The sequence below is a fragment of the Frankia sp. CeCAU1 genome (assembly GCF_977971845.1).
The window spans coordinates 2,829-27,536 of the sequence record NZ_CDWWXA010000060.1 but is presented as its reverse complement, the minus strand read 5'-3'; the positions used below and the strand labels follow the sequence as shown (position 1 = coordinate 27,536).

General features: G+C 70.1%; 19 protein-coding genes. 12 read left to right on the top strand and 7 right to left on the bottom strand.

Annotated elements, in window-relative coordinates:
- Positions 1 to 397: 397 nt before the first annotated feature.
- The 8 genes from AC08OO_RS12530 to AC08OO_RS12495 all read left to right on the top strand — a co-directional run bounded on the left by AC08OO_RS12530 (position 398) and on the right by AC08OO_RS12495 (position 11,701).
- Positions 398 to 1,333, top strand: coding sequence for a hypothetical protein (locus tag AC08OO_RS12530; RefSeq protein WP_476618529.1), 936 nt, complete (start codon positions 398 to 400; stop codon positions 1,331 to 1,333).
- Complete coding sequence (locus AC08OO_RS12525; RefSeq protein WP_476610153.1) at positions 1,330 to 2,895, top strand: 4-hydroxyphenylacetate 3-hydroxylase family protein; 1,566 nt, start codon at positions 1,330 to 1,332, stop codon at positions 2,893 to 2,895. Before AC08OO_RS12530 ends, AC08OO_RS12525 begins: the two co-directional genes overlap by 4 nt.
- 427 nt (positions 2,896 to 3,322) lie before the next feature.
- Complete coding sequence (locus AC08OO_RS12520) at positions 3,323 to 4,036, top strand: response regulator transcription factor (protein ID WP_476618528.1); 714 nt, start codon at positions 3,323 to 3,325, stop codon at positions 4,034 to 4,036.
- A gap of 445 nt (positions 4,037 to 4,481) precedes the next feature.
- Positions 4,482 to 5,363, top strand: a complete 882-nt coding sequence (locus AC08OO_RS12515) for a helix-turn-helix transcriptional regulator (RefSeq protein ID WP_476610155.1) — start codon at positions 4,482 to 4,484, stop codon at positions 5,361 to 5,363.
- A gap of 906 nt (positions 5,364 to 6,269) precedes the next feature.
- Entirely contained in the window at positions 6,270 to 7,937 is a 1,668-nt protein-coding gene (locus tag AC08OO_RS12510; RefSeq protein WP_476610156.1) for an ABC transporter substrate-binding protein, read from the top strand.
- Between the two features lie 4 nt (positions 7,938 to 7,941).
- Positions 7,942 to 8,934, top strand: coding sequence for an ABC transporter permease (locus tag AC08OO_RS12505; protein ID WP_476610157.1), 993 nt, complete (start codon positions 7,942 to 7,944; stop codon positions 8,932 to 8,934).
- Positions 8,931 to 9,809 (top strand): ABC transporter permease, encoded by an 879-nt coding sequence (locus AC08OO_RS12500; RefSeq protein WP_476610158.1) that lies wholly within the window; start codon positions 8,931 to 8,933, stop codon positions 9,807 to 9,809. The genes AC08OO_RS12505 and AC08OO_RS12500 overlap by 4 nt, the downstream gene beginning before the upstream one ends.
- Positions 9,806 to 11,701 (top strand): dipeptide ABC transporter ATP-binding protein, encoded by a 1,896-nt coding sequence (locus AC08OO_RS12495; RefSeq protein ID WP_476610159.1) that lies wholly within the window; start codon positions 9,806 to 9,808, stop codon positions 11,699 to 11,701. Before AC08OO_RS12500 ends, AC08OO_RS12495 begins: the two co-directional genes overlap by 4 nt.
- Here the strand turns inward: AC08OO_RS12495 and AC08OO_RS12490 are convergent.
- A complete protein-coding gene (locus AC08OO_RS12490) occupies positions 11,613 to 12,518 on the bottom strand; it encodes a class I SAM-dependent methyltransferase (RefSeq protein WP_476610160.1) in 906 nt (301 codons plus the stop codon). The genes AC08OO_RS12495 and AC08OO_RS12490 overlap by 89 nt on opposite strands.
- 507 nt (positions 12,519 to 13,025) lie before the next feature.
- Here AC08OO_RS12490 and AC08OO_RS12485 point away from each other — a divergent pair.
- Together AC08OO_RS12485 and AC08OO_RS12480 are read left to right on the top strand one after the other, a co-directional pair.
- A complete protein-coding gene (locus AC08OO_RS12485; RefSeq protein WP_476610161.1) occupies positions 13,026 to 13,892 on the top strand; it encodes a class I SAM-dependent methyltransferase in 867 nt (288 codons plus the stop codon).
- 102 nt (positions 13,893 to 13,994) lie between these two features.
- Positions 13,995 to 15,065: an LLM class F420-dependent oxidoreductase gene (locus AC08OO_RS12480; protein ID WP_476610162.1), complete on the top strand. Its 1,071-nt coding sequence runs from the start codon at positions 13,995 to 13,997 to the stop codon at positions 15,063 to 15,065.
- A gap of 50 nt (positions 15,066 to 15,115) precedes the next feature.
- Here the strand turns inward: AC08OO_RS12480 and AC08OO_RS12475 are convergent, their stop codons facing one another.
- Together AC08OO_RS12475 and AC08OO_RS12470 are read right to left on the bottom strand one after the other, a co-directional pair.
- The gene (locus AC08OO_RS12475; RefSeq protein ID WP_476610163.1) at positions 15,116 to 16,222 is read right to left on the bottom strand and encodes a universal stress protein; all 1,107 of its coding nucleotides are present in this window, start codon (positions 16,220 to 16,222) and stop codon (positions 15,116 to 15,118) included.
- 185 nt (positions 16,223 to 16,407) lie between these two features.
- On the bottom strand, positions 16,408 to 17,418 hold the full coding sequence (locus AC08OO_RS12470; protein WP_476610164.1) for an alpha/beta hydrolase fold domain-containing protein: 1,011 nt from the start codon (positions 17,416 to 17,418) through the stop codon (positions 16,408 to 16,410).
- 487 nt (positions 17,419 to 17,905) lie between these two features.
- Here AC08OO_RS12470 and AC08OO_RS12465 point away from each other — a divergent pair, with 487 nt between their 5' ends.
- The gene (locus AC08OO_RS12465) at positions 17,906 to 18,553 is read left to right on the top strand and encodes a TetR/AcrR family transcriptional regulator (RefSeq protein WP_476618530.1); all 648 of its coding nucleotides are present in this window, start codon (positions 17,906 to 17,908) and stop codon (positions 18,551 to 18,553) included.
- A 235-nt stretch (positions 18,554 to 18,788) separates the two neighbouring features.
- A complete protein-coding gene (locus tag AC08OO_RS12460; RefSeq protein ID WP_476610165.1) occupies positions 18,789 to 20,291 on the top strand; it encodes an MFS transporter in 1,503 nt (500 codons plus the stop codon).
- A gap of 66 nt (positions 20,292 to 20,357) precedes the next feature.
- Here the strand turns inward: AC08OO_RS12460 and AC08OO_RS12455 are convergent, their stop codons facing one another.
- The 4 genes from AC08OO_RS12455 to AC08OO_RS12440 form a co-directional block, all read right to left on the bottom strand.
- A complete protein-coding gene (locus AC08OO_RS12455; protein WP_476610166.1) occupies positions 20,358 to 22,214 on the bottom strand; it encodes an NAD(P)/FAD-dependent oxidoreductase in 1,857 nt (618 codons plus the stop codon).
- A 27-nt stretch (positions 22,215 to 22,241) separates the two neighbouring features.
- Positions 22,242 to 23,054 (bottom strand): TauD/TfdA dioxygenase family protein, encoded by an 813-nt coding sequence (locus AC08OO_RS12450; RefSeq protein WP_476610167.1) that lies wholly within the window; start codon positions 23,052 to 23,054, stop codon positions 22,242 to 22,244.
- Positions 23,051 to 24,019, bottom strand: a complete 969-nt coding sequence (locus AC08OO_RS12445; RefSeq protein ID WP_476610168.1) for an L-tyrosine/L-tryptophan isonitrile synthase family protein — start codon at positions 24,017 to 24,019, stop codon at positions 23,051 to 23,053. Before AC08OO_RS12445 ends, AC08OO_RS12450 begins: the two co-directional genes overlap by 4 nt.
- Before the next feature lie 225 nt (positions 24,020 to 24,244).
- On the bottom strand, positions 24,245 to 24,708 hold a 464-nt coding region (locus tag AC08OO_RS12440), incomplete at its 5' end, for a rhodanese-like domain-containing protein (RefSeq protein ID WP_476618527.1).

Here is a 24,708-nt window from a genome sequence, read left to right as displayed (position 1 = left end):
CCCGGGTAAGTCGATGGAGGGCTAAGGCACCGAGCGTATCCGCTGCGCCCTCGCCGGAACCGCAAGTACCGCACCCGGCATTCCGCCCACACCTTTGCCGCCGACGTTGCCGGAGGCCGCCGACGTTGCCGGAGGCCGCCGAACCGTGCGGCGCCGATGCATACGGCGACAACGTGTGAGGCGACGGACGCCGAAAGTGGCACGAAAATGCACCAAAGGTCGGTATTTCTACATCATCCGCGCACTTAGCGTCGTTTCCGTCGTGATTCATCCTGACCGTCCGGTCTCCGGAACGGTCGTCGCGGTGGCCCGCCTAGCCGGGGCCGCCAGGGACAGGAGATCCGTGGAGGCTCCCACACACGTGCCCCGTGCCGTTGCCACGCCGATGGCCGTACCCATGTCCATGTCCTCGGCCGCGCCGGTGCCGATGGCGGTCCTCGGCACCCGTCCCCACGCCCACCTTGAGCCGCCCGGCGCATCCCCGCGGGCGACGGCGTCCGGGTCGTCTACCCCGGCTCCGGCCCTCGACATGACCGGAGACGACCGCGTAGCCCTGTGGCAGCAGCGCCTGCTCGAGGCGGAGTCGGGGATGACGACGTTCCTGCTGGAACACCACGCCGATCTGCGTCTACTCGACTGGCTGCATACCCAGGCCGAGATCTTCGCCGACTTCCCGGCGCCCGACGATCGTGATCCGACGGCCTGGCAGCGGGTGTTCTTCCGCGCGCAGGCACTGATCGAACGGTTCATCGTGTCGCGCTGGGGCGAGGCGGAGCTCGTCGACTGGGCGAGGGCCAATGCCTCGGTCTTCGGCAAGGTGGAGCCCGAGCCGACCGGCCGGCCCGCCGACGTCGTCCACCGGCTCGCACGCCAGGCGGATCTCTACTCCTCCCGTTACGCGGTCGACACCGACGAGCCCATGCGGGCGACCCTGATCATCTCGCACTGTGGCATCTGGGACTACCGCGAGCAGGCCCGCGCCCGGGGCGTGCCCCTCACCCTGGCCTCCCCCTGTTCGTTCTGCACCACTGCCCTCTCGGCGAACATCCGGGCCAAGGGATACGAACCGGCCTTCCGCCTGCTGCATGACGACCCCTCGGTCCCGTCAGCCGGCGTGGCCGTGCCCGCTCCGGGCGGCCAGCCGGCCGTCGTGGCCGGGTCGGTCGCCGGACCGGGGCAGGTCGACCGTGGCTGCGTCTGGACCGCCACCGGCGCCACCGGCGCCACCGGCACCACCGGCACCACCGGCACCACCGGCACCACCGGCACCACCGGCACCACCGGCACCACCGGCACCACCGACATTGTCCACAGAGCGGAGATCAGGCCATGACCCTCGTGACCGACAGCGGTCATCCCGGCGCCATCGACGATCCCGGCCGACCCGCCGCCGGTGACCACCCCGCCGGGGCGACGGCCGATCCTCCGGCCGACTCGCTGCTGGGAACCCCGCCGCCTGCCGCGCAGGGGCTGATGACCGGGGAGCGGTACCGGGCGAGCCTCAACGACGGCCGCGAGGTGTGGCTCGACGGGGAGAAGGTCGCGAACGTGGCGACGCATCCAGCCTTCCGGGGCGCCGTTGACGAGCTGGCCCGGCTGTTCGACCTGCAGCACGACCCGGATCTGCGCGACGTGCTCACCGTCCACGAACCCGAGGCGGGAACCCGCGTCGGCTGGTCCTACCAGCTGCCGCGCAGACTGGACGATCTGCGGGCCCGGCGGCGCAGCACGGCCGTGTGGATGCGCGAGTCCTGGGGTCAGCACGGCCGGTCGCCGTCGTTCATGGCGAACGTGGCGGTGGGTCTGCTCGACTTCCGGGACCATCTGGAGCGCAACCAGGCCGGCTTCGGCGCCAACGCGGTGGCCTTCTACCGGCACTGTGCGGCCAATGACCTGGTCCTCGGCCACGCTTTGGGCGACCCGCAGATCGACCGGACCACCAGCCCCGTGGACGATCCCGATCTCGCGCTGCGCATCATCGCCGAGCGGGACGACGGCGTCGTCGTCCGGGGCGCCAAGCAGCTCACGACGCTGGCCCCACTGGCCCACGAGGTGCTCGTGTACCTCTCGGCGAGCTTCGCGCAGCGCGAGGCCGAGCAGTTCGTGATCTGGTTCGGCCTGCCGCTGGCTACCCCAGGCGTGAAGATCCTCTGTCGGGAGCCGCTGGGGGCCCGGCCGTACGGGCACGCCCACGCGCTCGCGTCCCGGTTCGACGAGCAGGACGCCATGCTGTTCTTCGACGACGTGCTGGTTCCGTGGGACCGGGTGTTCTTGCTGCGCGACGGCAACCTCGCCCGGGTCGGACTCGGACGGATCAACGCCTGGAGTGCGGCCGCCGGCCACATCCGCTACCAGGAACGGCTGCGGACCCTGCTCGCCGTCGGCACGCTGCTCGCCGACGCGATCGGAGCCTCGGGGCTGCGTCACGTCCAGGAGGACCTCGGGGAGTTGGCGAGCTACGTTGACCTCGTCGGGTACTTTCTCGACGCGGGGGAGGCCCGGGTCGAGACGACGGACGGCGGCCTGCTCGCGCCGGGTAACACCGACGCGAGCCGCGTGTGGTCGGCGCAGGTCGCCGGCCGGGCGGTGGAGATCGTGCGGCGGATCGGCTCGTCGGGTGTCCTCATGCAGCCCAGCGAGCGTGACCTCGCCGCCGCCGACCTGCGGCCCTGTCTCGATCGGTACATGCGGGGCGCGAACCTCCCGGTCGAGGAGAAGTCACGGCTGTTCCGGCTGGCCTGGGAGCTCACGGCGGACAGCTTCGGGCAGCGTCAGGACCTCTATGAGTTCGTCCACCGCGGGGACATCACCCGCAACCGGATCAACCTGCTCCGCCGGGATGACCTGGGACCTGTCACCGACCAGATCCGGGAGCTGATCACCCGTCCGCTCTGAGGCCTGACGGCAGGTGGCTGTCGGACCGGGCGGAGGGGTCCGGGGACGGCGTGCGCGGAGGGTGTTAGCGATACCACCGCCTACCTGGTTGAGCTATCCGAAGGTGCCTACGGTCAGGCCAGCCCCCTGCACGCGGGACGGCGGGGTGATACCGCCGGCCCGCGTGCGCTCCTCGTGGTAAGGACCCGGAGTCATGACGATCGGAGCCGCCTCGCCCCCTCCCGTCCGTGCCGAGGTCTCCGGGTCCTCCGCGTGCTCTGCGTCCTCCGCGTGCTCTGCGTCCTCCGGGTCCTCCGCGTCCTCCGGGGGTCCGCCGCGGGTCAGGGTTCCGGCCTGTCCCGGGGTTCCCGTTCGCGCCGAGGCGTCCGCGCAGCCCGAGTGTCCCGCGTACGCCAAGGATCTCACGCCCACGGGAATCGACGGCGGCGTGTCGGTGTTTCTGCTGCACGCCCATCCGGTGACCGGGGCGGGGCTGCACCTGCTGCTCTCGACGATCTGCCGGCTCGACGTCGTCGGCCGCGGCCATCGGCTGGATGCCGCGCTGCCGCAGATCCGCCGCTCGCGTCCCCGGGTCCTGCTGCTCGGGCTCGCGGGGGATCTCGCGACCGACCTCGCGGCGGTGCGCCGGCTGCGCGTGGAGGCCGATCGGATCCCCACCACGCGCGTTCTGCTGTTGCGGCCGCTGGCCACCTGCGCCGAACTGACCCAGATCCTCACCACCGGGGCGTCGGGGGCGGTGCTGCCGGACACCCCGCCTGCAGACCTCGCCCACGCGGTCACCATCGCCGCGCTCGGCGGCGTGGTCTTCCTGCCCGCGCCGCCGCCGACGGGGGTGCCGGGGCCGCCGGTCCAGGCCGAACTGCCACCGCAGGCCCTCGGGCTGACCTCCCGGGAACGCGCGGTGCTCGGCCAACTCGCCCGCGGTCTGTCGAACGCGGAGATCGCTTGCGAGCTCGCCCTGGCCGAGGCAACGGTCAAGCGATACCTCACCGGTGCGATGCGCAAGATCGGTCAGTCGGACCGGCTACGCGCTGGCCTCTACGCCTATCGGCACGGACTGCTGGACGGTCCGCATGCGGGCTGGACGGGCCGTGGGCGCGGATCGGCGCCGGACCGGGCGCCGGACCGGATGATCGAATGATCGGGGTGGCCGTGGGCGCCATGGCGGGATGAACACGTTCCGCGAGTCGGTGTTTTCGATGATCCGGATTCCGGCTGATCATCACATATCTATATACTTGCGGTTATCGATAGGTTGCTTCGGGTATCGAAATTCGCGCTGACGTTATTCGATCATGTAAATGGCACGATCTCTCCGGGTAAGCGCCGGACATGGCCGTCGGGCGATGCCACCATGGGGCTGTGTCCTCTTGCGTTGGACGATCCGCTCGGCCGTTTCGGCCTGCGCTGATCCGGCGGCGGTGGCTGGATTTCAGCTATCACATGGGTGACTGCTGTTAGGCGTTGTTGGCGGCTGAGGGTAGTAGCAGTCCTGCTGACCGCGTGTCCCTGTGTCGATGCTGTCCCGCCCACCGGATGTGCCGGATCGGGGGTGTCGACCAGGCCGCCCGATCCGACTGGAACCGATGAGCGACGACGCCCGCCAGCGTGAGCTTGGATTCTTTCTTCGTGCCCACCGTGAGCGCCTGCGACCCGAGGACGTCGGGTTGCCTGCCACACCTCGCCGCCGCACCCCGGGGCTGCGCCGGGAGGAGGTCGCCGCGCTCTCCGGCCTCGGCCTCGCCTGGTACACCTGGCTGGAACAAGGCCGGGTCGCCGCCTCCCGGCAGGTCCTTGAGGCCGTCGCCCGGGCTCTGCGGCTCGACGACGACGGTCGTCGCCACGCCCTGGCGCTCGCCGGCCTGCACACGCCGCCAGCGGACCGCCACCACACCCTCGTCAAGGCGCTGCGTTCGGTGCTGGACAACTGGCCGAACTGTCCGGCGTTGCTGCTCGACCGGCGCTTCGACGTCACCGCCTGGAACGACGCCTACACCGCCCTGTGGGGGGATCCCGCCGACGTGCCCGAGCCCCAGCGCAACCTGCTGTGGCTGCTGGTGGCGCAGCCCCGGACCCGGGACGGGATGGGCGGGTCCGAGGACGTGGCCAAGGACCTGCTCGCCCAGTTCCGCGCCCAGATCGGTCATCATCCCGACGACCAGCGCGGCCGTGCCGTGCTGGAGCTGCTCGAACAGGCACGCCCCGAGCTGCGTGCCTGGTGGCAGTGCCGGTCCGTGCGCGTGTTCACGGGCCGCACGGTCAGCGCGGCCACGCCGCTCGGCGACATCTCGCTGATGCTGTCGGTGCTGCGACCGGGTGACGATCCGGAGTCCACCATCTGGCTCCAGACGCCCGCGACGCCCGCGGACCGGGAGGTGCTCACCCGGCTGGCGGGCGAGACGCCGGGCGAGACGCCGGGCGCGGCGGGGCGCCCGGACCCCGCCGCGCGGCAGCGGCTCTCGGCCTGACCGCGACCGGCGGCCTGACCGCGACCGGCGGCCGGCGCGCGACCGGCGGCCGGCGCGCGACGGTGCTGCATCTGCACGGCGGCGGCCCTGCTGGCCGCACGGGACGCGGGGCTTCCGCCGCCGGGGCCGTGCCACGTACCGCGCGTGGGCGGGCACCGGGCACTGCTGGCACATCGCGGTGCCTAGTTCGGGGGCTGCGAGGGAGGCGTTGGCGGAGGTCGTGGCGTTCCTGCGGGCGTATCTCGCCCGATGACGTCGTGGCGTGCCTGTGTATGTGTGACAGCTGCGCTGGCTGTGCCGACCGTGTCGGCTCTTCCTTCCTGCGGTCTACCTGGATCCACCAGTGCTGGTGGTGTGATTTTTCATAGCATGATCAGATATCTGTGATCTTCCCTGGTGCGAGGGTGGGTTGGCCTTTCGGCGTGGTCCGCCGCCGGGATCGGGGGTCGGTGCAGATCTCCCCGGCGGGGACCTTCGTCCGCCGGATGGTCGGGGATATGCCGGGCGGCCAGCCCGCCAGGGCGTAGTCGACCACCATGACCTGGGGCCCGCATGTCGCGGGCATCGGTCCACGCCATCTCGGGTATCGGGGCGTCGCCACGACCGTTTGACCCCGCGCAGGTTACCTGAGGGTGCCTTTCGGCCGGGGTCGGTTCGGCCGGGGCGGGCCGCGGGGCGACGCGCACGGGCTTGCGGCGATACCTGTGAGCCGCGATAACAGGATGAACCGCTGCCTGTCTGGGCTGGTACGGCAGTAGCACCATCGGCGACTACCTCCTCGTTCGTGCTGGTCCGTGCCCGTACGGCACGCGCCCGGGCCGCCGGCTGCGGCTCCCCGTGCCCCTCGGCCGCCGGGCCGCATGACCCGGTGAGGCCATCGTCGCGTCCGCCCTATCTGGAGCATCCATGAAACGCCCACGTCCCCGATCCCACCCCGCCGTCCGCGTCGCGGCCGTAGCGGCCGCCGCCGCCATGCTCGGCGCCTGCGCGTCCGATCCGGCACCCGCCGGCTCCACCAGCGCGAACGGGGCGGGCGGAACACCGCACCGGGGCGGCACGCTCACCTTCGCGGTGGCCACCGAGGGCGACTGCCTCGACCCGCACGTCAGCCCGGCCGACGTTACCGCCGTCATCCAGCGGGGCGTGTTCGACTCGCTCGTGACGCAGCAGCCGGGCGGCGGGGTCGGCCCGTGGCTGGCCACGTCGTGGACGGTCTCCGCCGACGCGAAGACGTTCACCTTCAAGCTCAAGGACGGCGTGACGTTCCACGACGGCACACCGTTCGACGCGGCGGCGGTGAAGGCGAACTTCGACCACATCGCGGCGAAGTCAACGAAGTCGCAGTACGCGGTGGCGCTGCTCGGCCCCTACGTCGGCACCGAGGTCGTCGACCCGCACACGGCCAAGGTCACCTTCTCCAAGCCGTACGCGGCATTCCTCGCCGCGGCCGCCACGACCTACCTCGGCATCGAGTCGTCGAAGAAGATCGCCGACGCGCCGGACACCCTCTGCTCGGGCGGGCCGAACTCGGTGGGTACCGGGCCGTTTCGCTTCACCCGTTATGTGAAGGGATCGGTCGCCGAGTTCACCCGCAACGACAGCTACACCTCGGCCCCCGGCGGCGCGAAGCACACCGGCGCCGCCTACCTCGACAAGCTGGCCATCCGCTTCCTGCCCGAGGACGCGACGAGGGTGAGCGCGCTGCGCAGTGGGGAGATCGACGCCGCCGACGGCGTGCCGGCGCAGAACGTCGCCGCGATCGAGGGCGATACCTCCCTGCGGCTACTCAAGGTGATTCCGCAGAACGCCAACTACTCGATCTACTTCAACACCAGGCGTGCGCCGTTCTCCGACGAGCGGGTCCGTAAGGCCGTCCAGCGCGCCGTCGACGTCGACACGATCGTGAAGACGGTCTACGCCGGCCAGTACGCCCGCGCGTGGAGCACCCTGACGCCAAAGAACATTGCCTACGATCCCAGCCTCGAGAAAGCCTTCCCCCATGACGTCACCGCGGCGAACAAGCTGCTCGACGAGGCCGGCTACACCGGCCGCGACGCCGACGGCTACCGCACGAGGAACGGCGCGCGTCTCGTCCTCGACTGGCCCTACGTCGGCGCCTTCAACCGCGAGCAGCGCGACATCGTCAGCCAGGCGGTACAGGCCGACCTGAAGAAGGTCGGCATCGCCACCAAGCTCTACTCGATGGACTCGGGCGCCTACACCACCCAGCGCAACGCCGGCGGCTACGACCTGATCGCCTACAGCTGGGGCAAGTCCGACCCCGACCTGCTCCGTACACTGTTCGCCTCGAATCTGGCGTTCACCCAGGGCGGGGCGAACAGTTCCGGGATCGCGGTACCGGAGGTCGACGACTGGCTCGCGACCGGCGCCGGCACGACTGATCCCGCCGCCCGCAAGAAGGCCTACGGGCAGGTGCAGAAATATGTGATCGACCACGCGTACACCCTGCCGATCTACGTGTTCACCCGGACCGTCGGCACGACGTCGAAGGTCCACGACATCACCTTCGACGCGGACGCCTTCCCGCTGTTCTACGACAGCTGGGTGGGCTGATCTAGTGCGGGCTGTGGCGAGGTTCCTGCTGCGTCGGCTGGTCGTGGGCGCCGGGGTCCTGTGGGGCGCGGCGACGTTGGCCTTCGTGACGCTGCACGTCGTACCGGGTGATCCTGTCGACACTTTGATCGGGCCTACGTTCGGGATCTCGCCGCAGCTTCGGGAGCAGATCAACGAGACGTACGGGTTCCAGTCGCAGCTCGTCGTCCAGTACGGCACCTGGCTGCGCCGCCTGGTGACCGGCCATCTCGGCACCTCCTACCAGCTGCAGCGGCCGGTCGTGGAGGTGTTGTCCGGTCAGGTGTGGCCGACGGTGCAGCTGGCGCTCACGGCGTCCGCACTCGCCGCGCTGCTGGCGGTCGGACTCGCGGTGTCGACCGCCGGCCGGGGCGGCACCACCCACCGGCTCGGCCGGATGCTGGCGACCAGCGCCGAGCTGCTCGTCGTGTCGAGCCCGACGTTCTGGATCGGCATCCTGCTCATCACCCTCTTCTCCGCGCATCTCGGCTGGTTTCCCAGCGCCGGCGCCACTGGCCCGTCCGGACTGGTCCTCCCGGCGTCCGCGCTGGCCCTGCCGATCGCCGGGGTCCTCGCCCAGGTGCTGCGGGAGGGCCTTGACGCCGCGCTGGAGGCTCCGTTCGTCGTCTCGGTTCGCGCCCGCGGCATCGGCGCGGTGGGTGTGCTGACCCGCCACGCCCTGCGCCATGCCGCGCTCCCGCTCGTCACCCTGCTCGGCTGGGCGGTGGGCAGCCTGCTTGGCGGCGCCGTCGTCACCGAGGCGGTGTTCGCCCGGCCGGGGATCGGTCGGGTGACCCTCGCGGCGATCTCGGCCAAGGACATCCCGGTGGTAACCGCGGTGGTGCTGCTGTCCGCGGCGGTCTTCGTCGTCGTGAACAGCGTGGTCGACCTGCTCTACCTGCTCATCGACCCGCGGCTGCGCGACGACGGATCCGGTGCCGGGAGGGCCACGGCGGTTGATCTGGCGGTGTCCCGGTGACCGAGGTCGGGGAGACCCGCCCCGGGACCGAGTCGTCCGCCGCCGGTGCTCTGGCCGGCACCGGTGGTGGCCGGCCGCGTCCCGGTTTGATCGTGGCCGGCCTGCTGACAGTCCTGCTTCTTGTCGCTACCGCCTGGCCGGGGCTGCTCAGCCGCCATCCCGCGGACGGGACGAACCTCGGCGAGGCGCTGCGCGGACCGAGCTGGGCACACTGGTTCGGCACCGACCAGCTGGGCCGGGACGTCTTCGCGCGGGTGGTCACCGGCGCCCGGCATTCGCTACTGCTCGGTGCCGGAGCGACCGCGCTCGGTGCGGGGATCGGGGCGACGGTCGGCCTCGCGGCGGCCCTCGGCGGCCGGTTCGCCGACGGGCTGCTCATGCGGCTCGTGGACCTGCTGCTTGCCTTCCCCGAGCTGCTGCTCGCGCTGCTGGTCATCACCATCGTCGGTCCAGGCTCGGTGAACGCGGCGGTGGCCATCGGCATCGCGGCGGTCCCCAGCTACGCACGGGTTGTGCGGTCGCGTGCCCTCGTCGTCCGCCATGCCGGGTTCGTCGACGCCGGGGTGGCGCTCGGTCTGCCCCGGCCGGTGATCATGCTGCGTCACATCGTGCCGAACACGCTCGGACCGCTGCTCGTGCTGGCCACCGTCGGCATCGGGACGGCGATCATCTCCGGTTCGGCGTTGAGTTTCCTGGGCCTCGGTACGAAGCCGCCGACCCCCGAGTGGGGGGCGATGCTCGCCGACGGCCGGGGCGTCATCGACACCGCTTGGTGGGTGGTGGTGTTCCCCGGGGCGGCGATCGCCGCCACGGTCGTCGCCGTGACCGTGCTCGGCCGCCATGCCCGCCTGCGGGTGGAGGGACGGACTCCGTGAACGACCAGCCGCAGGTCTCACCGCCGGCACTGCCGAACCTGGCACCGCCGAACCTGGCACCGCTGGGGTCGGAGCCCCCTGGTTCGATACCTCCGAGCGCGCGGGGGGCGAAGGAACCGTCCGCGACCCTGCTGACCGTCGACGGGCTGCGGGTCTCCTTCGGCCGGGGCGGTCGGGCCGTCGAGGCGGTGCGGGGAATCTCCTTCGATGTCGGCGCGGGGGAGTGTGTGGCCCTCGTGGGCGAGTCCGGATCGGGTAAGAGCGTGACCGCCCGCGCCCTCGTCGGACTCGCCGGAGCGGGCGCGACGGTCCAGGCCCGGCGGCTGCGCCTGGGCGGGACCGACCTCATCGGGCTGCGGGACCGGGAATGGCGCGCCCTGCGTGGCCGCCGGATCGGCCTGGTGCTCCAGGACGCCCTCGGCTCCCTCGATCCACTGCGGCGGGTCGAGCAGGAGGTCGACGAGGCGCTGCGGGCGCATGGCCCGGTCGCGCGGGCCGAACGTGGCCCCCGCGTCGCGACGCTGCTGGCGCGGGCCGGCATCCCTGATCCACAGGTCCGTGCCCGGCAGTACCCGCACCAGCTCTCCGGCGGGTTGCGCCAGCGGGTGCTGATCGCCGCGGCGCTGGCCGGCACCCCGGATCTGCTCATCGCCGACGAGCCGACGACCGCTCTCGACGTCTCGGTCCAGGCCCGGATCCTCGATCTGCTCGCCGGTCTGCGTGCGAGCGGGATGGGACTGCTGCTCATCAGCCATGACCTGGCGGTCGTCGCCCGGCTCGCCGATCGGGTCGCCGTGCTGCGCGACGGAGTGATCCTGGAAAGTGGCCCGACCGAGCGGGTGCTGGGCGATCCCACGCACGCCTATACCCGCGAGCTGCTTGCCGCGGTGCCCTCCGCGCGGACCAGGGGCAGCCGGCTGGCCGGACCCGTCGACGAAGCCGGGCTCGCGTCTGCCGGGCTCGACGCGGGCGGCTCGACCGGCGTCGAGATCCTTCTGCGGGCGACGGGACTGCGCAAGGCGTTCCGGACGGCGGACGGAGAGCGACGCGAGGTGGTCCGGGACGTCTCCTTCGCGCTGCGCCGCGGGGAGACCCTCGGGCTCGTCGGCGAGTCCGGTTCGGGGAAGACGACGCTCGCCCGGATCATGCTGGGTCTGACCGAACCCGACGCGGGTGAGGTGCTGCTCGGCGGCGTTCCCTGGGTCGGTCCGTCGGATCCTGGGGGCGGCCGGGGCAGCTCGGTGTCGGAGCGTGAGCGCCGACCACGCCGTCGGCAGATCCAGGCGATCTTCCAGGACCCGCTGGGTTCCTTCGACCCACGACTGACGGTGGGCCGGATCCTGACGCAGGCGCTGCGGGTGGGTGGGGTCGCGCGGACCGAGCGCCGCGACGCCGCCGTCCGACGGCTGGAACAGGTGGGGCTCTCCGCGCGGGAACTACGGCGCAGACCGGTCGAGCTGTCCGGCGGCCAGCGGCAGCGGGTGGCCATCGCCCGGGCGCTGTCCGTGGAACCGCAGGTGCTGGTCTGCGACGAACCGGTGTCCGCGCTCGACGTGTCCATCCAGGCCCAGGTCTTGGACCTGCTTGTCGACCTGCGCCGGACCCACCGTCTGGCCATGGTCTTCGTCTCTCACGACCTCGGCGTCGTGCAGCACCTCAGCGACCGGGTCCTGGTGATGTACGACGGGCGGATCGTCGAGTCCGGGGACGTGGAGACGGTCTTCACCGCCCCCCGGCACCCCTACACCGTACGGCTGCTCGCCGCGGTGCCCCGGCTCCCCGCACCGCCTAGCCCCCTATCGGCTACCGGGCTGTCTCCGCAGGCCGGGCTGTCTCCGCAGGCCGGGACGCCCGTGGCCGACAGCGCCACAGCCGTACCGGCATCTGGGTAATGTGTCCGTCGGTGTCGAGGCGGTGCTGCGCGACCTCCCCGATCGCCCGAAAATAGTCCTCCTGGCGATCCGCACCGACGAGCCGGCTGTAGTAGGTGCCAAAGGTCGCCGCGTGGAACCGCTGGTACTCTTCGCCGCTCGCGGCCCGCACGAGTGCCGGGCGTTCGTCGACGCCGTCGATGTCGAAGTACGCGTCGAGCAGGGTCGCGGTGTCGTCCACGGACAGGGTGCGTACGGCGATCGGAATGATCCCGGCCGCCGCCAGCAGCCTGGGTACGTCCTCGGCCGCATGGCCCAGCCGGACCAGGGCCTGCCGGGCGAGGTCGTCGCTGCCACCGAACCCGTACTCGTCGTGCTCGGGATGGTGGGTGGTGAGCAGGAAGGCGCCGCCGGGTCGCAGTCGCATGGAGATCCACCGCACCAGCCGCTCCTCGTCAGGGTGGATCCAGTGCAGGACCGCGGTGAGGGTGACCAGGTCGAACGCCGTGGAACCCGCATCGTCGGCCAGCTGCGGGGGCCGGCGCAGATCGGCCTGGACGAAGCGGAACCGTACCCGGGTCGCGTAGGCGGCGAGCTTGCGTCGAGCCTCGGCGAGCCGGGACTCCTCACGATCCAGGCCCAGGGCGTCGACGGCGTCGGGCAGGCGGTCGAGCGCCGCGGCGAGCAGGGAACCGATACCGCAGCCGAGATCGGCGACGGACCGGGCGGTCGGATCGGCGAACCCGAGCACCCAGTCGGTGTCCTGAGCCTGCCGAAGCCGGCTGGCGTCGTCGTATCCGCCGAGTCGGGCCGCCTGTGCCGTGACGGTCTGCGTCATCTGCTTCTCCCCAGCCGAGGTATGTCAACCGATCCGACGTACTGACGGTCCGCCATCGTGCATCACGGGCTCGCGCCAAGCGCCGAGTTCCGTGCCATGAGTTTTGAAATTAGGCATCGTGTTCGTGTGGGGTCAAGGTAGCTTTCTGCGTCCATAGTCGACATCCTGTTAGTGCTGGTAACAGCACCGTGATGCCTCTGGACCCGCCGCCGCGAGCCGACTGGAATGGGTCGCGGGCCGGGACGCGGAAACTGTTCGCGGCAGTGGAAACCGCGGCGGTGGGAACCAGGTACGACGGTGGGAACCAGGTACGACGGTGGGAACCAGGTACGACGGTGGGAACCAGGTACGACGGTGGGAACCAGGTACGACGGTGGGAACCAGGTACGACGGTGGAAACCGCACAGACATCGGTACCGCCGTGCCGGACCGGAGCTGGTCCGCAACAGGTCTAGGACTTGGCCGCGACCGCCAGGAGCCGGCCCAGAACCATGCCCAGGGGAGACGATGACCAGTACAACGGAATTCGATGCGGCTTTGGCGCCGGCGCGAGACGTGGTCGCTGCGCAGCGTTCCGAGACCGACACGTCGGTCGGATACGTCCAGGGCATCCTCAGCCACGACATCTCCACGGAACTCGGTCGGCTGCAACTGCTGGAATCACAGGTGGACCCGGCCACGCACGCCGTTCTCGAGGCGCGGGGAATCACAGATGGAGGGCGGTTCCTGGAAATCGGTGCCGGTGCGGGTTCGGTCGCCTACTGGCTGGCCGACCGGTTCCCCGGCGGGGAGGTGACCGCGGTCGACGTGAGCACGAGTTTCCTCGACGACACCGGCCGGTCGAACCTGCGGATCGTCCAAGCGGACGTGCGCACCCACGACTTCGAGCCGGGCTCCTTCGACCTCATCCATGCCCGCACCGTCCTCATGCACATCCCCGAGCGTGAGGAGGTACTGCGGCGGCTGGTCTCCTGGCTGGCCCCGGGCGGCTGGCTGGTCACTGAGGATCTCGTGCTGTCCCCGGTTGACTCGTCACCGCACGACGGATTCCGGCACGCCTTCGAGGCGATCGGCCAGGCGATGGCGTCGTCGATCGGGTCGGACCTGTGGTGGGGGCGAACGCTGCCGGTGCCGCTGACCCGAGCGGGCCTGGTCGACGCCGGTCTGCACGCCACGTACTACCCGGTTGGCGGCTCCAACGAGATCGGGCGCCTGTGGCGTGCGACGTTCAGCCAGTCCGCCGACTACCTTGTCGCCAGCGGCCTGCTCACCCGCGCCGATCTCGACTCGGCCCTGGCCCTGCTCGCCGATCCCGACTTCCTCGACCTCGGGCCCAGCATCATCGCGGCCTGGGGCCGGCGCCCCCCGGCCTGAGCTTACGGGCGCGGGAACTTCCGTCTCCGCCCTCCGTCTCCGCCCTCCGTCTCCGCGACGACCATCTGACCGAACACCGTCGACCACCCGTGAGGTACTCCCGTGACCACTCCGCGCTTCGGTGTCACCCTTCCTCTGCCCGGCATCCCGCTGCGGGACCATCGACGCATTGTCACGGGACTCGCTGACGCCGGCTACAGCGACGTGTGGACGGCCGAAGGCGGCGGCATCGACGCGTTCACCCCGCTCGCGGTCGCCGCCGCCTGGGATCCCCGGGTGCGCCTGGCGAGCGCGATCGTGCCCGTCCACACCCGCGGCCCGGCGGTGCTCGCCCAGACCGCGGCGACCCTGGCCGATCTGACGTTCGGCGGGCTTGTCCTTGGCATCGGTTCGTCGGTGCCCGCCCACGTGACCGACCTCAACGGCATCCCGTTCGACGAGCCCTTCCGCCGGACCCGGGACACGCTTCGTTTCCTCACCCGGGCGCTGCGCGGCGAGGTGGTCTCCGGCGCCTTCGACACGTTCGCGATCCGCGGCTTCGCCATACCGAATCCTCCGATCGAGACGCCGAAGGTCATCCTGGGAGCGCTGCGGCCCGGCATGCTCAAGCTCGGCTTCACCGAGGGGGATGGTGCCGTCACCAATCTGTTGTCCCCCGAAGATCTGATCAAGGTCCGCGCCGTCGTCGGACCGCAGCCAGCGGGCAAGGAGCTGGTGGTGAAGGTCTTCGTGAGCCCGAACGCCGATCCGGACGTCGCCCGCCGCGACAGCCGGCCGTTCCTCACCTGGATCCTCAACCAGACCCCCTACCATGCCTTCCACGAATGGCTCGGCAACGGCGAACGGCTCGCCGAGTCCCACGAGCGCTGGACCGCCGGGGACCAGCGTGGTGCCGCTCGGGCGCTACCCGATGAGGTCATTGACGCCCTGTTCATCCACGGCACGCCCGAGCAGTGCCGCGACCAGATCGCCGCATATGTGCAGCCCGGGGTCACCGCGATCCAGCTCTACGTCCGCCTGACTCCGTCCTTCCTGCTCGGCTCGTGGGACACCGCCGGATCGGCCGGATCAGCCGGATCGGCCGGCGGGGGAGAGCAGGACCTGGCCGACCGGGTCCTCGGCCTGCTGAGCACGCTGCGCCCCCGCATCCCAACGCCGGCTGGCGTCGGCTGATCGATCTCGCCGGACGGACCGTGCCGGTTTCCCGACCACGGGCCGCGCCGCTACCTGACCACGGCCACCGGGCAGTGCGCGTGCAGGACGCACTGGTGGCTCACCGAGCCGAGAAGAAGTTCGGCGAAGCCGCCGTGCCCGCGGCTGCCGACCACGAGCAGCTGCGCGTCAGCCGAGGCCCGCAGCAGCGCATGGGCGGGGCCATCGGCGACGGTCTCCTTCATAACGGGGATGGGTAGCCCGCCGGCGTGCTCGGTGACGATCGTGGAGACGGCCTGGTCGAGGGTCTGCTGGGCCTGCTCCGCCAGCACCGATCCGATATCGGCGTAGCTCCCCGGGTAGATCGGGATGTCCAGGTGCCAGGCATGCACGACGTGCAGGGCGCTCTTGCGGAGCATCGCCGCCTCGACGGCCCACCGTAGTGCCGTGAGCGAGGGGGCCGAGCCGTCCACACCGACGACCACCGGCCGGTCGTCGACGCCGGCCGGGGCGACTGGCCGTACCACGACGACCGGTAGGGAGGCATAGTGCACCACACCCTGGCTCACCGAGCCGCTCACCAGCCGGCGCAGGGCCCCGTGACCGCGCTCGCCGACGACGATCATCCGCGCGCCGACCGCTGCCCGCAGCAGCTCCGGGACGGGACTGCCCTCCTCGACCCGCCGGATGATCCGCACTGTCGGATCGCTGACCCGGGCGGCGGTCAGCGCGGTGTCCAGAACCCGCGTGGCGGCGTGCGCCAGGCCCTCGCGGTCGGCGTTCGCCGCGGTCTCGAAGACCGGCCGCGGTTCGCCCGTGACGTCCCATACCAGTACCGCGATCACCGGGACCAGGCGCCGGGCGGCCTCGTCACAGGCCCATCGGATCGCGGCGACGGACGCGGGTGAACCGTCGACCCCGACGACGATCCCACCGGTGGCGGACTCCGCGTCCGCCACCTCGACGGCCTGCCCGGCGGGGTTGCGGGCGTCCGCCGGCCCGGCGGGGCGCGCGTACCCCGCGCTGTCCGGCCGTGCCGCGCTGTCCGGCCGTGCCGTGGTGTCCGGCCGTGCCGTGGTGTCCGGCCGTGCCGTGGTGTCCGGCCGTGCCGCGCTGTCCGGCCGTGCCGCGCTGTCCGGCCGTGCCGTGGTGTCCGGCCGTGCCGTGGTATCCGACATCGCCATCACCCTCTCGCCGTGGTGTTCCCCGCCACTGCCATGGTTCCGCCTGAAGGTGACCCCCGCGACGTGACGCGCGGGGTGAGGCGGTGGGGCCTGCGGCCGGTCATGACCCTGCCGGATGGCCCGCGGCCTGAGGTCGCAGAGGTGGTTGGTCGATGGAGCGCCGGGTGGTGTGCCGGCCGTCAGCGGCCGATGGTGCGGTGCAGGAACGCCAGAACGACGCCCATCCGTTCCCGGGTCGGGAAGGCACCGCCGTGGCCGGCGCCCGGCACGATCGTCACGTCCACTGCCGGCGCTCCGGCGGCGCGCAGTGCGTGGGCGAGTTCCAGCGACTGCTGGTGGGGGACCGTGCAGTCCGCGTCCCCGTGCTCGATCAGGAACGGCGGCAGCGGCCCGCGGCTCAGGTAGTTCAGGGGGCTCGCCACCCGTACCAGCTGGGGCACGGCTGTCACGGTGCGGCCGAGGAACCGCGACTCCGGCGAGTGGGGCCGGTCGTGCTGGGCGTCGGCCACGGTGCACCGCTCGTTCGCGCGCAGCTGGGCGTCCATCGAGGCGAAGTTCACCGGGCCGTAGAAGTCGACGACGGCCTGGACGTCGCTGGACACCCCGGGGTTGCCGAGATCCGGGTCGTCGAACATCGCCACGCCGCTCGTCGTGCCCAGCATCACCGCGAGGTAGGCCCCGGCCGACGCGCCGGTCGCGGCGATGCGGGAGGGGTCCAGGCCATAGGTGCCCGCGTGGGCCCGCAGCCAGCGGACGGAGGCCTTCACGTCCTGGACCGCGGCCGGGAACTTCGCCTCCCCGGACAGCCGGTAGTTCAGGCTGGCGACGGCGTATCCGGCGTGGACGAGTGCCCGGACCACCGGCAGGTCGTCCCGCTTGTCGCCGAGCATGAACGCGCCACCGTGGATCGTGAGCACCACCGGCAGGACCGTCCCGGGGGCCACCCGGGCCCCCTCGGCACCCGCCGTCGGGGTCGGCGGGGAGGGGCGGTAGAGATCCAGCCGCTGTGCCGGCGAGACCGGCGCGTAGGGCACGTCGCGCAGGATCCACAGGCCGTCGGACTCCTCGGGCGTGCCGGCCTGCGCGAGTGCGCTGTTCGGGCCACCCGGGCCCGACGCTGTCGGCGACGCGGGGCGAGGGGTGGAGCCGTGCCGGGAGCACGCCGCCAGGCCCAGGCCGAGTGCGAGCATGCCGCCGGTGGCGGCAGCGGCGAGGAATCGGTGCTGGGCGGAGCGGATGATGACAATCTCCCTTCCGGAGGGCCGTCCGCGGGACGGGGATCGGCGGGACGGGGATCGGCCGGGCAGGGGTCCGCGGGGACGGAACTCTCGCCTCCGCCAGTCATCATGCCCTGCCGCTCTGACCGTTCCGAACGTCCGATCGCATGATGAATCCCTTGGTCTTGGCGTTCACTGGCATTCCAGGCGGACGGCCCCGGGCGTTGTCCGTTCGGGACAGCCGGATCACGGCCGGAGCCGACGCGGCGCGGGTACGGGTACGGGTACGGGTGACGGGTAGCGGATGTGACCAGCACCACACGGTGTGGGGAGCTGGCATTTTCAGTACAGTACGGTACTGTTTCTCTGGTCAAGGTAATGTTCATTACGCCTTCTCCTCGGCGTCGCGGCCATGCGCGTCGACTCCGGAGAAGCGTCCGAGACGGAAGGGTGAAAACCGATTTCCCCGCCGAGTGGCGCCGGGCGTGGCCGGCCCCGGGACGACGCCCGGGAACGGGCGATCCTGGACGCCGCGCTGGAACTGCTCGTCGAGGTCGGGTATGAGCGGATGAGCATGGTCGCCGTCGCGGCCCGGGCCCGAGCCAGTAAGGCGACGATCTACCGCCGATGGTCGTGCAAGGACGAGATGGTTGTGGAGGCCCTGCGGCGGCATGGTCCCGGCGACCGCGTTCCGGCCGACACCGGGTGCCTGCGGGACGACCTGGCCGCCGAGGTGCACCTCATGATCGACACGATTACCGGTCCCGACGGTGCGCTGCTCATCGGCGTGCTCCGGGCCGCGAGCGAGTCCCCGCGGCTGGCCGCGGTCGTGCAGGCCAACATTCTGCAGAACAAGGCGAAGATCGGCCGTTGCATGTTCGCTCGGGCCTCGCAGCGGGGGGAGATCTCTGTGTCGGCCGATTTCGACGTGATCATGGAGATCGTCGTGGCGATGATTTTCTGTCGCCTGCTCGTCACCGGCGAGCCGCTCGACGATGCGTTCGTCGATCATATGGTGGACGACGTGCTCATGCCGTTGCTGGCTGGCCGGCCCGGAACGACACTCCGGCCCGAAACACCCCCGTGCGGGGTCAACTCGAACGCCTGAGCTATTCTCTGCTCGAACTCCTGTTCGATATCCCTGTCCCTGCCACCGCCGCGTCACCGACGCCGCCACGGACCGTCCGGTCCCGGGGGCGCCGTCCACCGGCACCATCCCCACCGGCACCATCCCCACCGGCACCATCCCCACCGGCACCATCCCCACCGCACCGGGTCGCCTCGCGCGAACTCGTGGCGTTCGTTCGTCCCCGTTTCAGGTCCGACCGGCTAGGAGCTTCCCTGTGACCACAACCCTCGACCACCAGGCGGAGGACCGTCCGGTGGACGCGGCGGACGGCTCGCCCGATCCACGGCGCTGGCTCGCGCTCTGGATCATCGCTGTCGCGCAGCTCATGGTCGTCCTCGACGCCGCGATCATGAACATCGCGATCCCGCACGCGCAGGCCGATCTCGACATCTCCACCGCGAACCGGCAGTGGATCATCACCGCGTACACCGTGGCCTTCGGCGGTCTGCTGCTGCTCGGCGGGCGCGTCGCCGACTACTTGGGGCGCAAGCGGGCCTTCAGCTGGGGACTCCTCGGTTTCGCGCTGGCCTCGGCGCTGGGCGGCCTGGCCCCGAACGCCGGGCTGCTGTTCGCCGCGCGGGCGCTGCAGGGCGCGTTCGCGGCCCTGCTCGCGCCGGCCGCGTTGTCGCTGATCACCGTCGCCTTCACCGAAAGCCACGAGCGGGCCAAGGCGTTCGGCGTGTACGGAGCGATCTCCGGCGGTGGCGCCGCGATCGGTCTCATCGTCGGCGGCCTGCTCACCGAGTACGCCTCCTGGCGGTGGTGCCTGCTGGTGAACGTGCCGATCGCGATCATCACCGCGGTCCTCGCGCTGCCGGTGGTGCGCGAGAGCCGGGCGGAGGGCGAGGCCCGCTACGACCTGCCTGGCGCGGTGACGGTGACCGCGGGCCTGGTGGCCCTGGTCTACGGCTTCACCGTGGCCGCCGAGGATGGCTGGGGCGACGCCCGCACCGTCGGGCTGCTGGCCGGTGCGGCCGTGCTGCTCGTGGCCTTTGTCGTCGTCGAGTCCCGCACCAGCGCGCCGCTGCTGCCGCTGCGGGTGCCGTGGGAGCGCAACCGCGGCGGCTCGTTCCTGGCCTCGCTGCTGACCGGGGCCGGCCTGTTCGCGATGTTCCTGTTCCTGACGTACTACTTCCAGCAGACGCTCGGCTACAGCGCCCTGAAGACCGGCTTCGCGTTCCTGCCGTTCAGCGGCGGGATCATCGTCTCCGCGGGGCTCGCCAGCCAGTTCCTGCCGCGCGTCGGACCCCGGGTGCTGGCCGGCACCGGCACGACGCTCGCGGCGGTCGGGATGGCGCTGCTCCTCGGGGTCGGGACGGATTCGAGCTACGTCGTGCACATCCTGCCCTCCGAGCTGCTGATCAGCATCGGCATGGGCTTCTCGTTCGTGCCCCTGTCGAACCTCGCGCTGATCGGGGTCGCCCCACACGACGCGGGGGTGGCCAGCGCGCTGGTCAACACGACCCAGCAGATCGGCGGGGCGCTGGGAACCGCGTTGCTCAACACCGTTTACGCGACGGCCGTCACCAACTACCTGGCCGATCACGGGCGGGGTGGGAAGGCGCTTCTCGACCAGGCGCAGATCGATGGCTACACCACGGCGTTCCTGTGGGGCGCCATCCTCATCGCGCTCGCAGCGGTGGTGATCGTCGTGCTCATCCGGGCCGGGCGGGAGTCGACTACCGACGTCGAGGTCGTCCCCGCGCACGCCGGCTGAGACCCGGGCCGGGCCGGCGTGAGCGACCGGCCCGGCCCGCGCCCGGCTGGCCGGCAGCCGCTTCGGTCAGTCCGCGAGGGTGACCTCGGCGGCTTCAGTCCCCGGCGTGGTCTGCCTCGCCGCGGTCTTGACGGTGACCATTCCGGCCTTTATCAGCCGCTGCAGCAGCACCCGCTGACCGGGGGCGAGCCGCGAGCCGAGCTCGCCGTAGACGACCGGACCGCGGCTGAGTATCTCCCACAGCTGCGGTGCGCCGTCGTGACTGTCCAGCCCGCGCACCGAAAACCCCGTCGCGCCTGAGCCGGAATCGACGAGTGCGTCGGAATCGAACTCGAAACGGTGGCACGGTACTGGGGAGGCGGTCGGAGAAGGCACGCCGAGGCCGCCGTTCGCCTCGGCCGCCACCGGATCGGTCCAGTACTCGGCGACGGCGGCCCGTACCGCGGCGGGCGTGTCCAGTTCGAGGTCGGCCGGTGGAAGCACCGCTTTGAAGCCGGGGACATCCAGCGCCACGCCGGCCCGCATCCGGACTCCGGGAGCGGCGACCAGCACGGCGTCCGGTTCCGGTTCCGTCAGCATCACGTGCGCGCGAGCCTGCTGGTACGGACCGTCGATCGCCAGGTCGGACATTCGGCCGGTGCCGCGCGTCATGATCAGGAGCAGGTCGGGGGTGAACGCCGTGTTGAGCAGCGCGTCGAAGGACCGCTCGGGCATGTCCAGATGCGGACTCGAATTGCGCCGGTGCCAGTATGCGCTGCCCGGGTTGTCCGCGCCGATCATGTGATACCATTGATCAATCGAGAGCGCGAACACCTCGGCCATTCCGTGCCATTCGTGGTCGTAGTCCTGCCACAGATCTCTCACCAGACCCGGGGAGAGTTCGGCGCGCAGCGTGGTGCGCAGCAGCAGCGCCGCCGAGGCCGCCTGGTTGGCCGCGAACGCGACCCCGGACGAGAAGAGGGGGTCCACGAAGTAGGAGGCATCGCCGATCAGGATCCAGCGCCGGTCGAGGTCGGCGAAGCGCTCATTGACCCGGGAGTAGTTGGTGACCGTCATCATCTGGTCGGAGATCGGCGTCACCTCGGCCACCAGGTCGGCCAGCCGCGGCACGCCGCGGACGGTGCGCAGAAAGACCTCGGAGTCCGTGAAGTCCTTCCCGGGTTCCTTCAGCACCTCCGGGCTCGTCACGATGCCGATCGAGTGCGTGAGTACCCGCTCCCCGTTCACAATCTTGGGGACGGGGATGTACCAGCACCAGCCGTCGGGAAACGCGAAGCAACCGATCGGCGAGAGGTTCTTCTCCCGGAAGATGTTCCAGTCGCCGTCGAGCCCCTGGGCCGGAAGGCCGCCCAGGTAGTGCTGCCAGATCGCGATGTTCCGGTAGCCGGACAACCATTCGCGAGGCTTTTTGGTGACCAGGCTCTGCTGGCGACCGGAGGCATCGACGAAGTACGCGCCGGACACGGCGGTGCCGTCGGCGAGCGTCACCTGACAGCCGTTGGCGGCCGCGGCGAAGTCGGTGACGGCCATCCCGGTGGTGACGTCGACTCCGAGGTCCCGGGCGTGTTCCAGCAGGATCTGGTCGAACTCTGAACGGTTGACGTGCAGCGCCCATCGGTGTACCCCGTCCACCGCCCAGTTCGCGTGGTCGAAGAACGCCCGGCTCGGACCCTGCCGCGCCCAGCTGTAGATACCGCCAAATTTCTTTACCCAGCAGTTGCTGGCCAGCACCTTCGCGAGCGCTCCGCTCTCTGCCAGCACCGGGATCAACGGGTGCGCGAACGACTCGCCGATGTGCTCACGCGGAAACTCATCCTTCTCGAAGATCGCTACTTTCAGGTCCGACGTGCGGGCGAGCAGCGCGGCCAGTGTAGAGCCCGCCGGCCCGCCGCCGGCGATAATAACGTCGTAATGATCCCGCATGTCTTCTCCATTTCCTCGAATCTTGGCTCAGATCACATGAATGCGTTGGAGTCGCCGCGAGGAGGCCAGCGAGTAAGACCGTCGACCGTGTAGCAGCGCATGGTTGTCCGCGATCACGACATCGCCGGAACGCCATGCGTGCGCGTAGCTGACGGACGGGTCGTAGAGCCGGGCCGAAAGATCGTCGAGAAAGTCCTCGCGATCAGTCCGTGAGACGCCGTGGATGTCGAGGAACAGCGGATTGAGATATTCGGCCGGGTCGAGCGCCTCGGCAAAACGAAGAGTCGGCACACCCGTCACGGCATGGGGCACCACGAGGTCCTGCACGATGTGTCCGCCGTAGTGCTTGATCTTTTCGGTCTGGTAGTCGATCCGGACGCCGGCCCAGGTGTCACGCAGGTGCGCAGGCGCGGCGGAAATGATGCGGGCGGTGTCGCAGAAAGTCGTCTCCCCGCCGCTATCCGGGTTGGGAGCGCGTAGGCAGCGGAACACGATGAAGCGTGGCGTGAGCCGGGCGAACGCGCCGTCCCAGTGGAAGGGCACCGGACCCGTGGTGAACAGGTAGTTCTGTGGGTCCTCGTGCACCGTCAGATCCAGCACCTCCCCGAAGTCCCAGGTCAGGATCTCGCCTATTCGCCGGCAGTAGGCGACGAGATCGGTAGTCGAAGGAGATTGGAAACCTCGTAGCACCAGCAGCTTCGAATCCGCGACGAACTGGGTCAACTCCTCGGGTGGCACGGCGGTCAGATCCGTGTCACTGGATGATTCGATCAACAGTCCGAACGGATGCAGCGAACGCCGCGGCGCCGAGCTGGCGTCGACCAGTGCCCCGGCACTCACGAGACGGTCTCCTTCACCCTCGAATCCGTCCGCATGAGATGCGGAGCGACGAAGTGACTCGGTCGTCCATTGCGCCAGACCACCGACGCGTTCAGCTTTTCGGCGGTGCTGCGCTTTATTAGCGTGACACTGTTGCCGTCGTCCATGGCGACGCCATGCCAGGGGGTGAGCCAGTTGTCCCTGGTTCTGATCATATGGATGCCGATTTTCTCGGAATGGCAGGGCTGGGGGTGGATCGACAGGCGGACGGCGGACGGGAACTGCTCGGCGACGAGTCGGCTCCAGGCGTTGCTGCGGCGGACGATCTGGTAGGCGAGATCCTTGCTGGCGAGCCGGAGTTGAGTGCGGCTGGTCTCCGGGCGCAGCACCAGCAGATCCTCGAACACGAAACGGTGGATGCCGTTGAACTGCGTCTTCGTGGCTGGGCTCGTGGCGATCTGCTGGCGCAGTTCCGCCACCGTTGCGGCATAGTTTTCCTCCAGTTTCCCACGCAGCTCGGTGAAGTCACCGGCGCCGAACGCGTCGTCCAGTGAGTAGAGATCGATATTGTGTGCTCTGATGTCGACCAGCAGCGCCTCCAGATCGCTGCGGTAGGACGAGATGGCCTCGTCGGAGACACTGATCAGGTCCCCGAACACGTGCCCGTCCGAGCAGACCGTGATCCTGGCTCCGGGCTCATAAAAATGGCCGATGTGCTCACACATCGAGCGCAGAAAGTCGAGCGCAATGCGCTCGGCGAGATCCGGCAGCGAGCCGAGGACCTTCTGCCTGTTGGGTGACTTGGCCGGGAAAGCGAGGATCACGAAGTGGATCGGCTCTTTCCGGTTGATCCAGTACTCGATCTTTGGGCGATGGATGTCGAAGCAGAGCTCACAGGGCTGGGCCGAGCAGACCTCCGTCGGATCGGAGAGCCGCCGGAACTGAAACAGCAGATCGATGATCTCTGTTGCGGTTTCGTTGGGCATGGCTGATTAAGACTCCCTCTTAGAGTCTGTTTTAGAAGTACTCCGGTCCGGTATTCCAGCCTGACAAAGAGGGCTGTGACCGGTCGGCACGCCGAGTACCGGGATTCGATCCCATGGTGTAGCGCCGTTCGTTCGCGGTCAGGACAAGATTCGAAGCAGGTTCTTGGAAGTCTTGACCTGCAGTGAGGGCAGATAGGCGTTGCACCAGATCAGGTGAGCGATTCGCTAGCCAATTTTCTTTTCCAGCGGCAGGCCCAGATCGCGCCAGCCGGCCCGGGGGGAATCGGGCACCGGGCTTTCACCCATGCCGTACTGAAGACCTGCGACGGTGAAACCCAGCAGACCGAGCAGGGCGACGAGCTGACTGGCCGTATGGCCCACCCAGCATACGATGACGATTGTCTTGTCCCGAGGGAGAAGAGCGAGGTTGCTGTCGGACAGCACGTCCTTGAACCACATGTTCACGGCACCCGGTATATGGCCCGCCGCGTACGCCTCGGGGGTGCGGTTGTCAAGGACGAAGTATGCGTCCGGATGGGACTCCAGGGCTTTGGCCAGCTCGGGGGCAGTCATGTAGTTGAAGCGCGGCGGCATATCGTCGACGTAGCGTCGACAACTCTCGAGCAGCCGTTGGTCAAGAACTACCATCAGCCAATCCTTTCTTCCTGAACAACTGGACATCACCACTC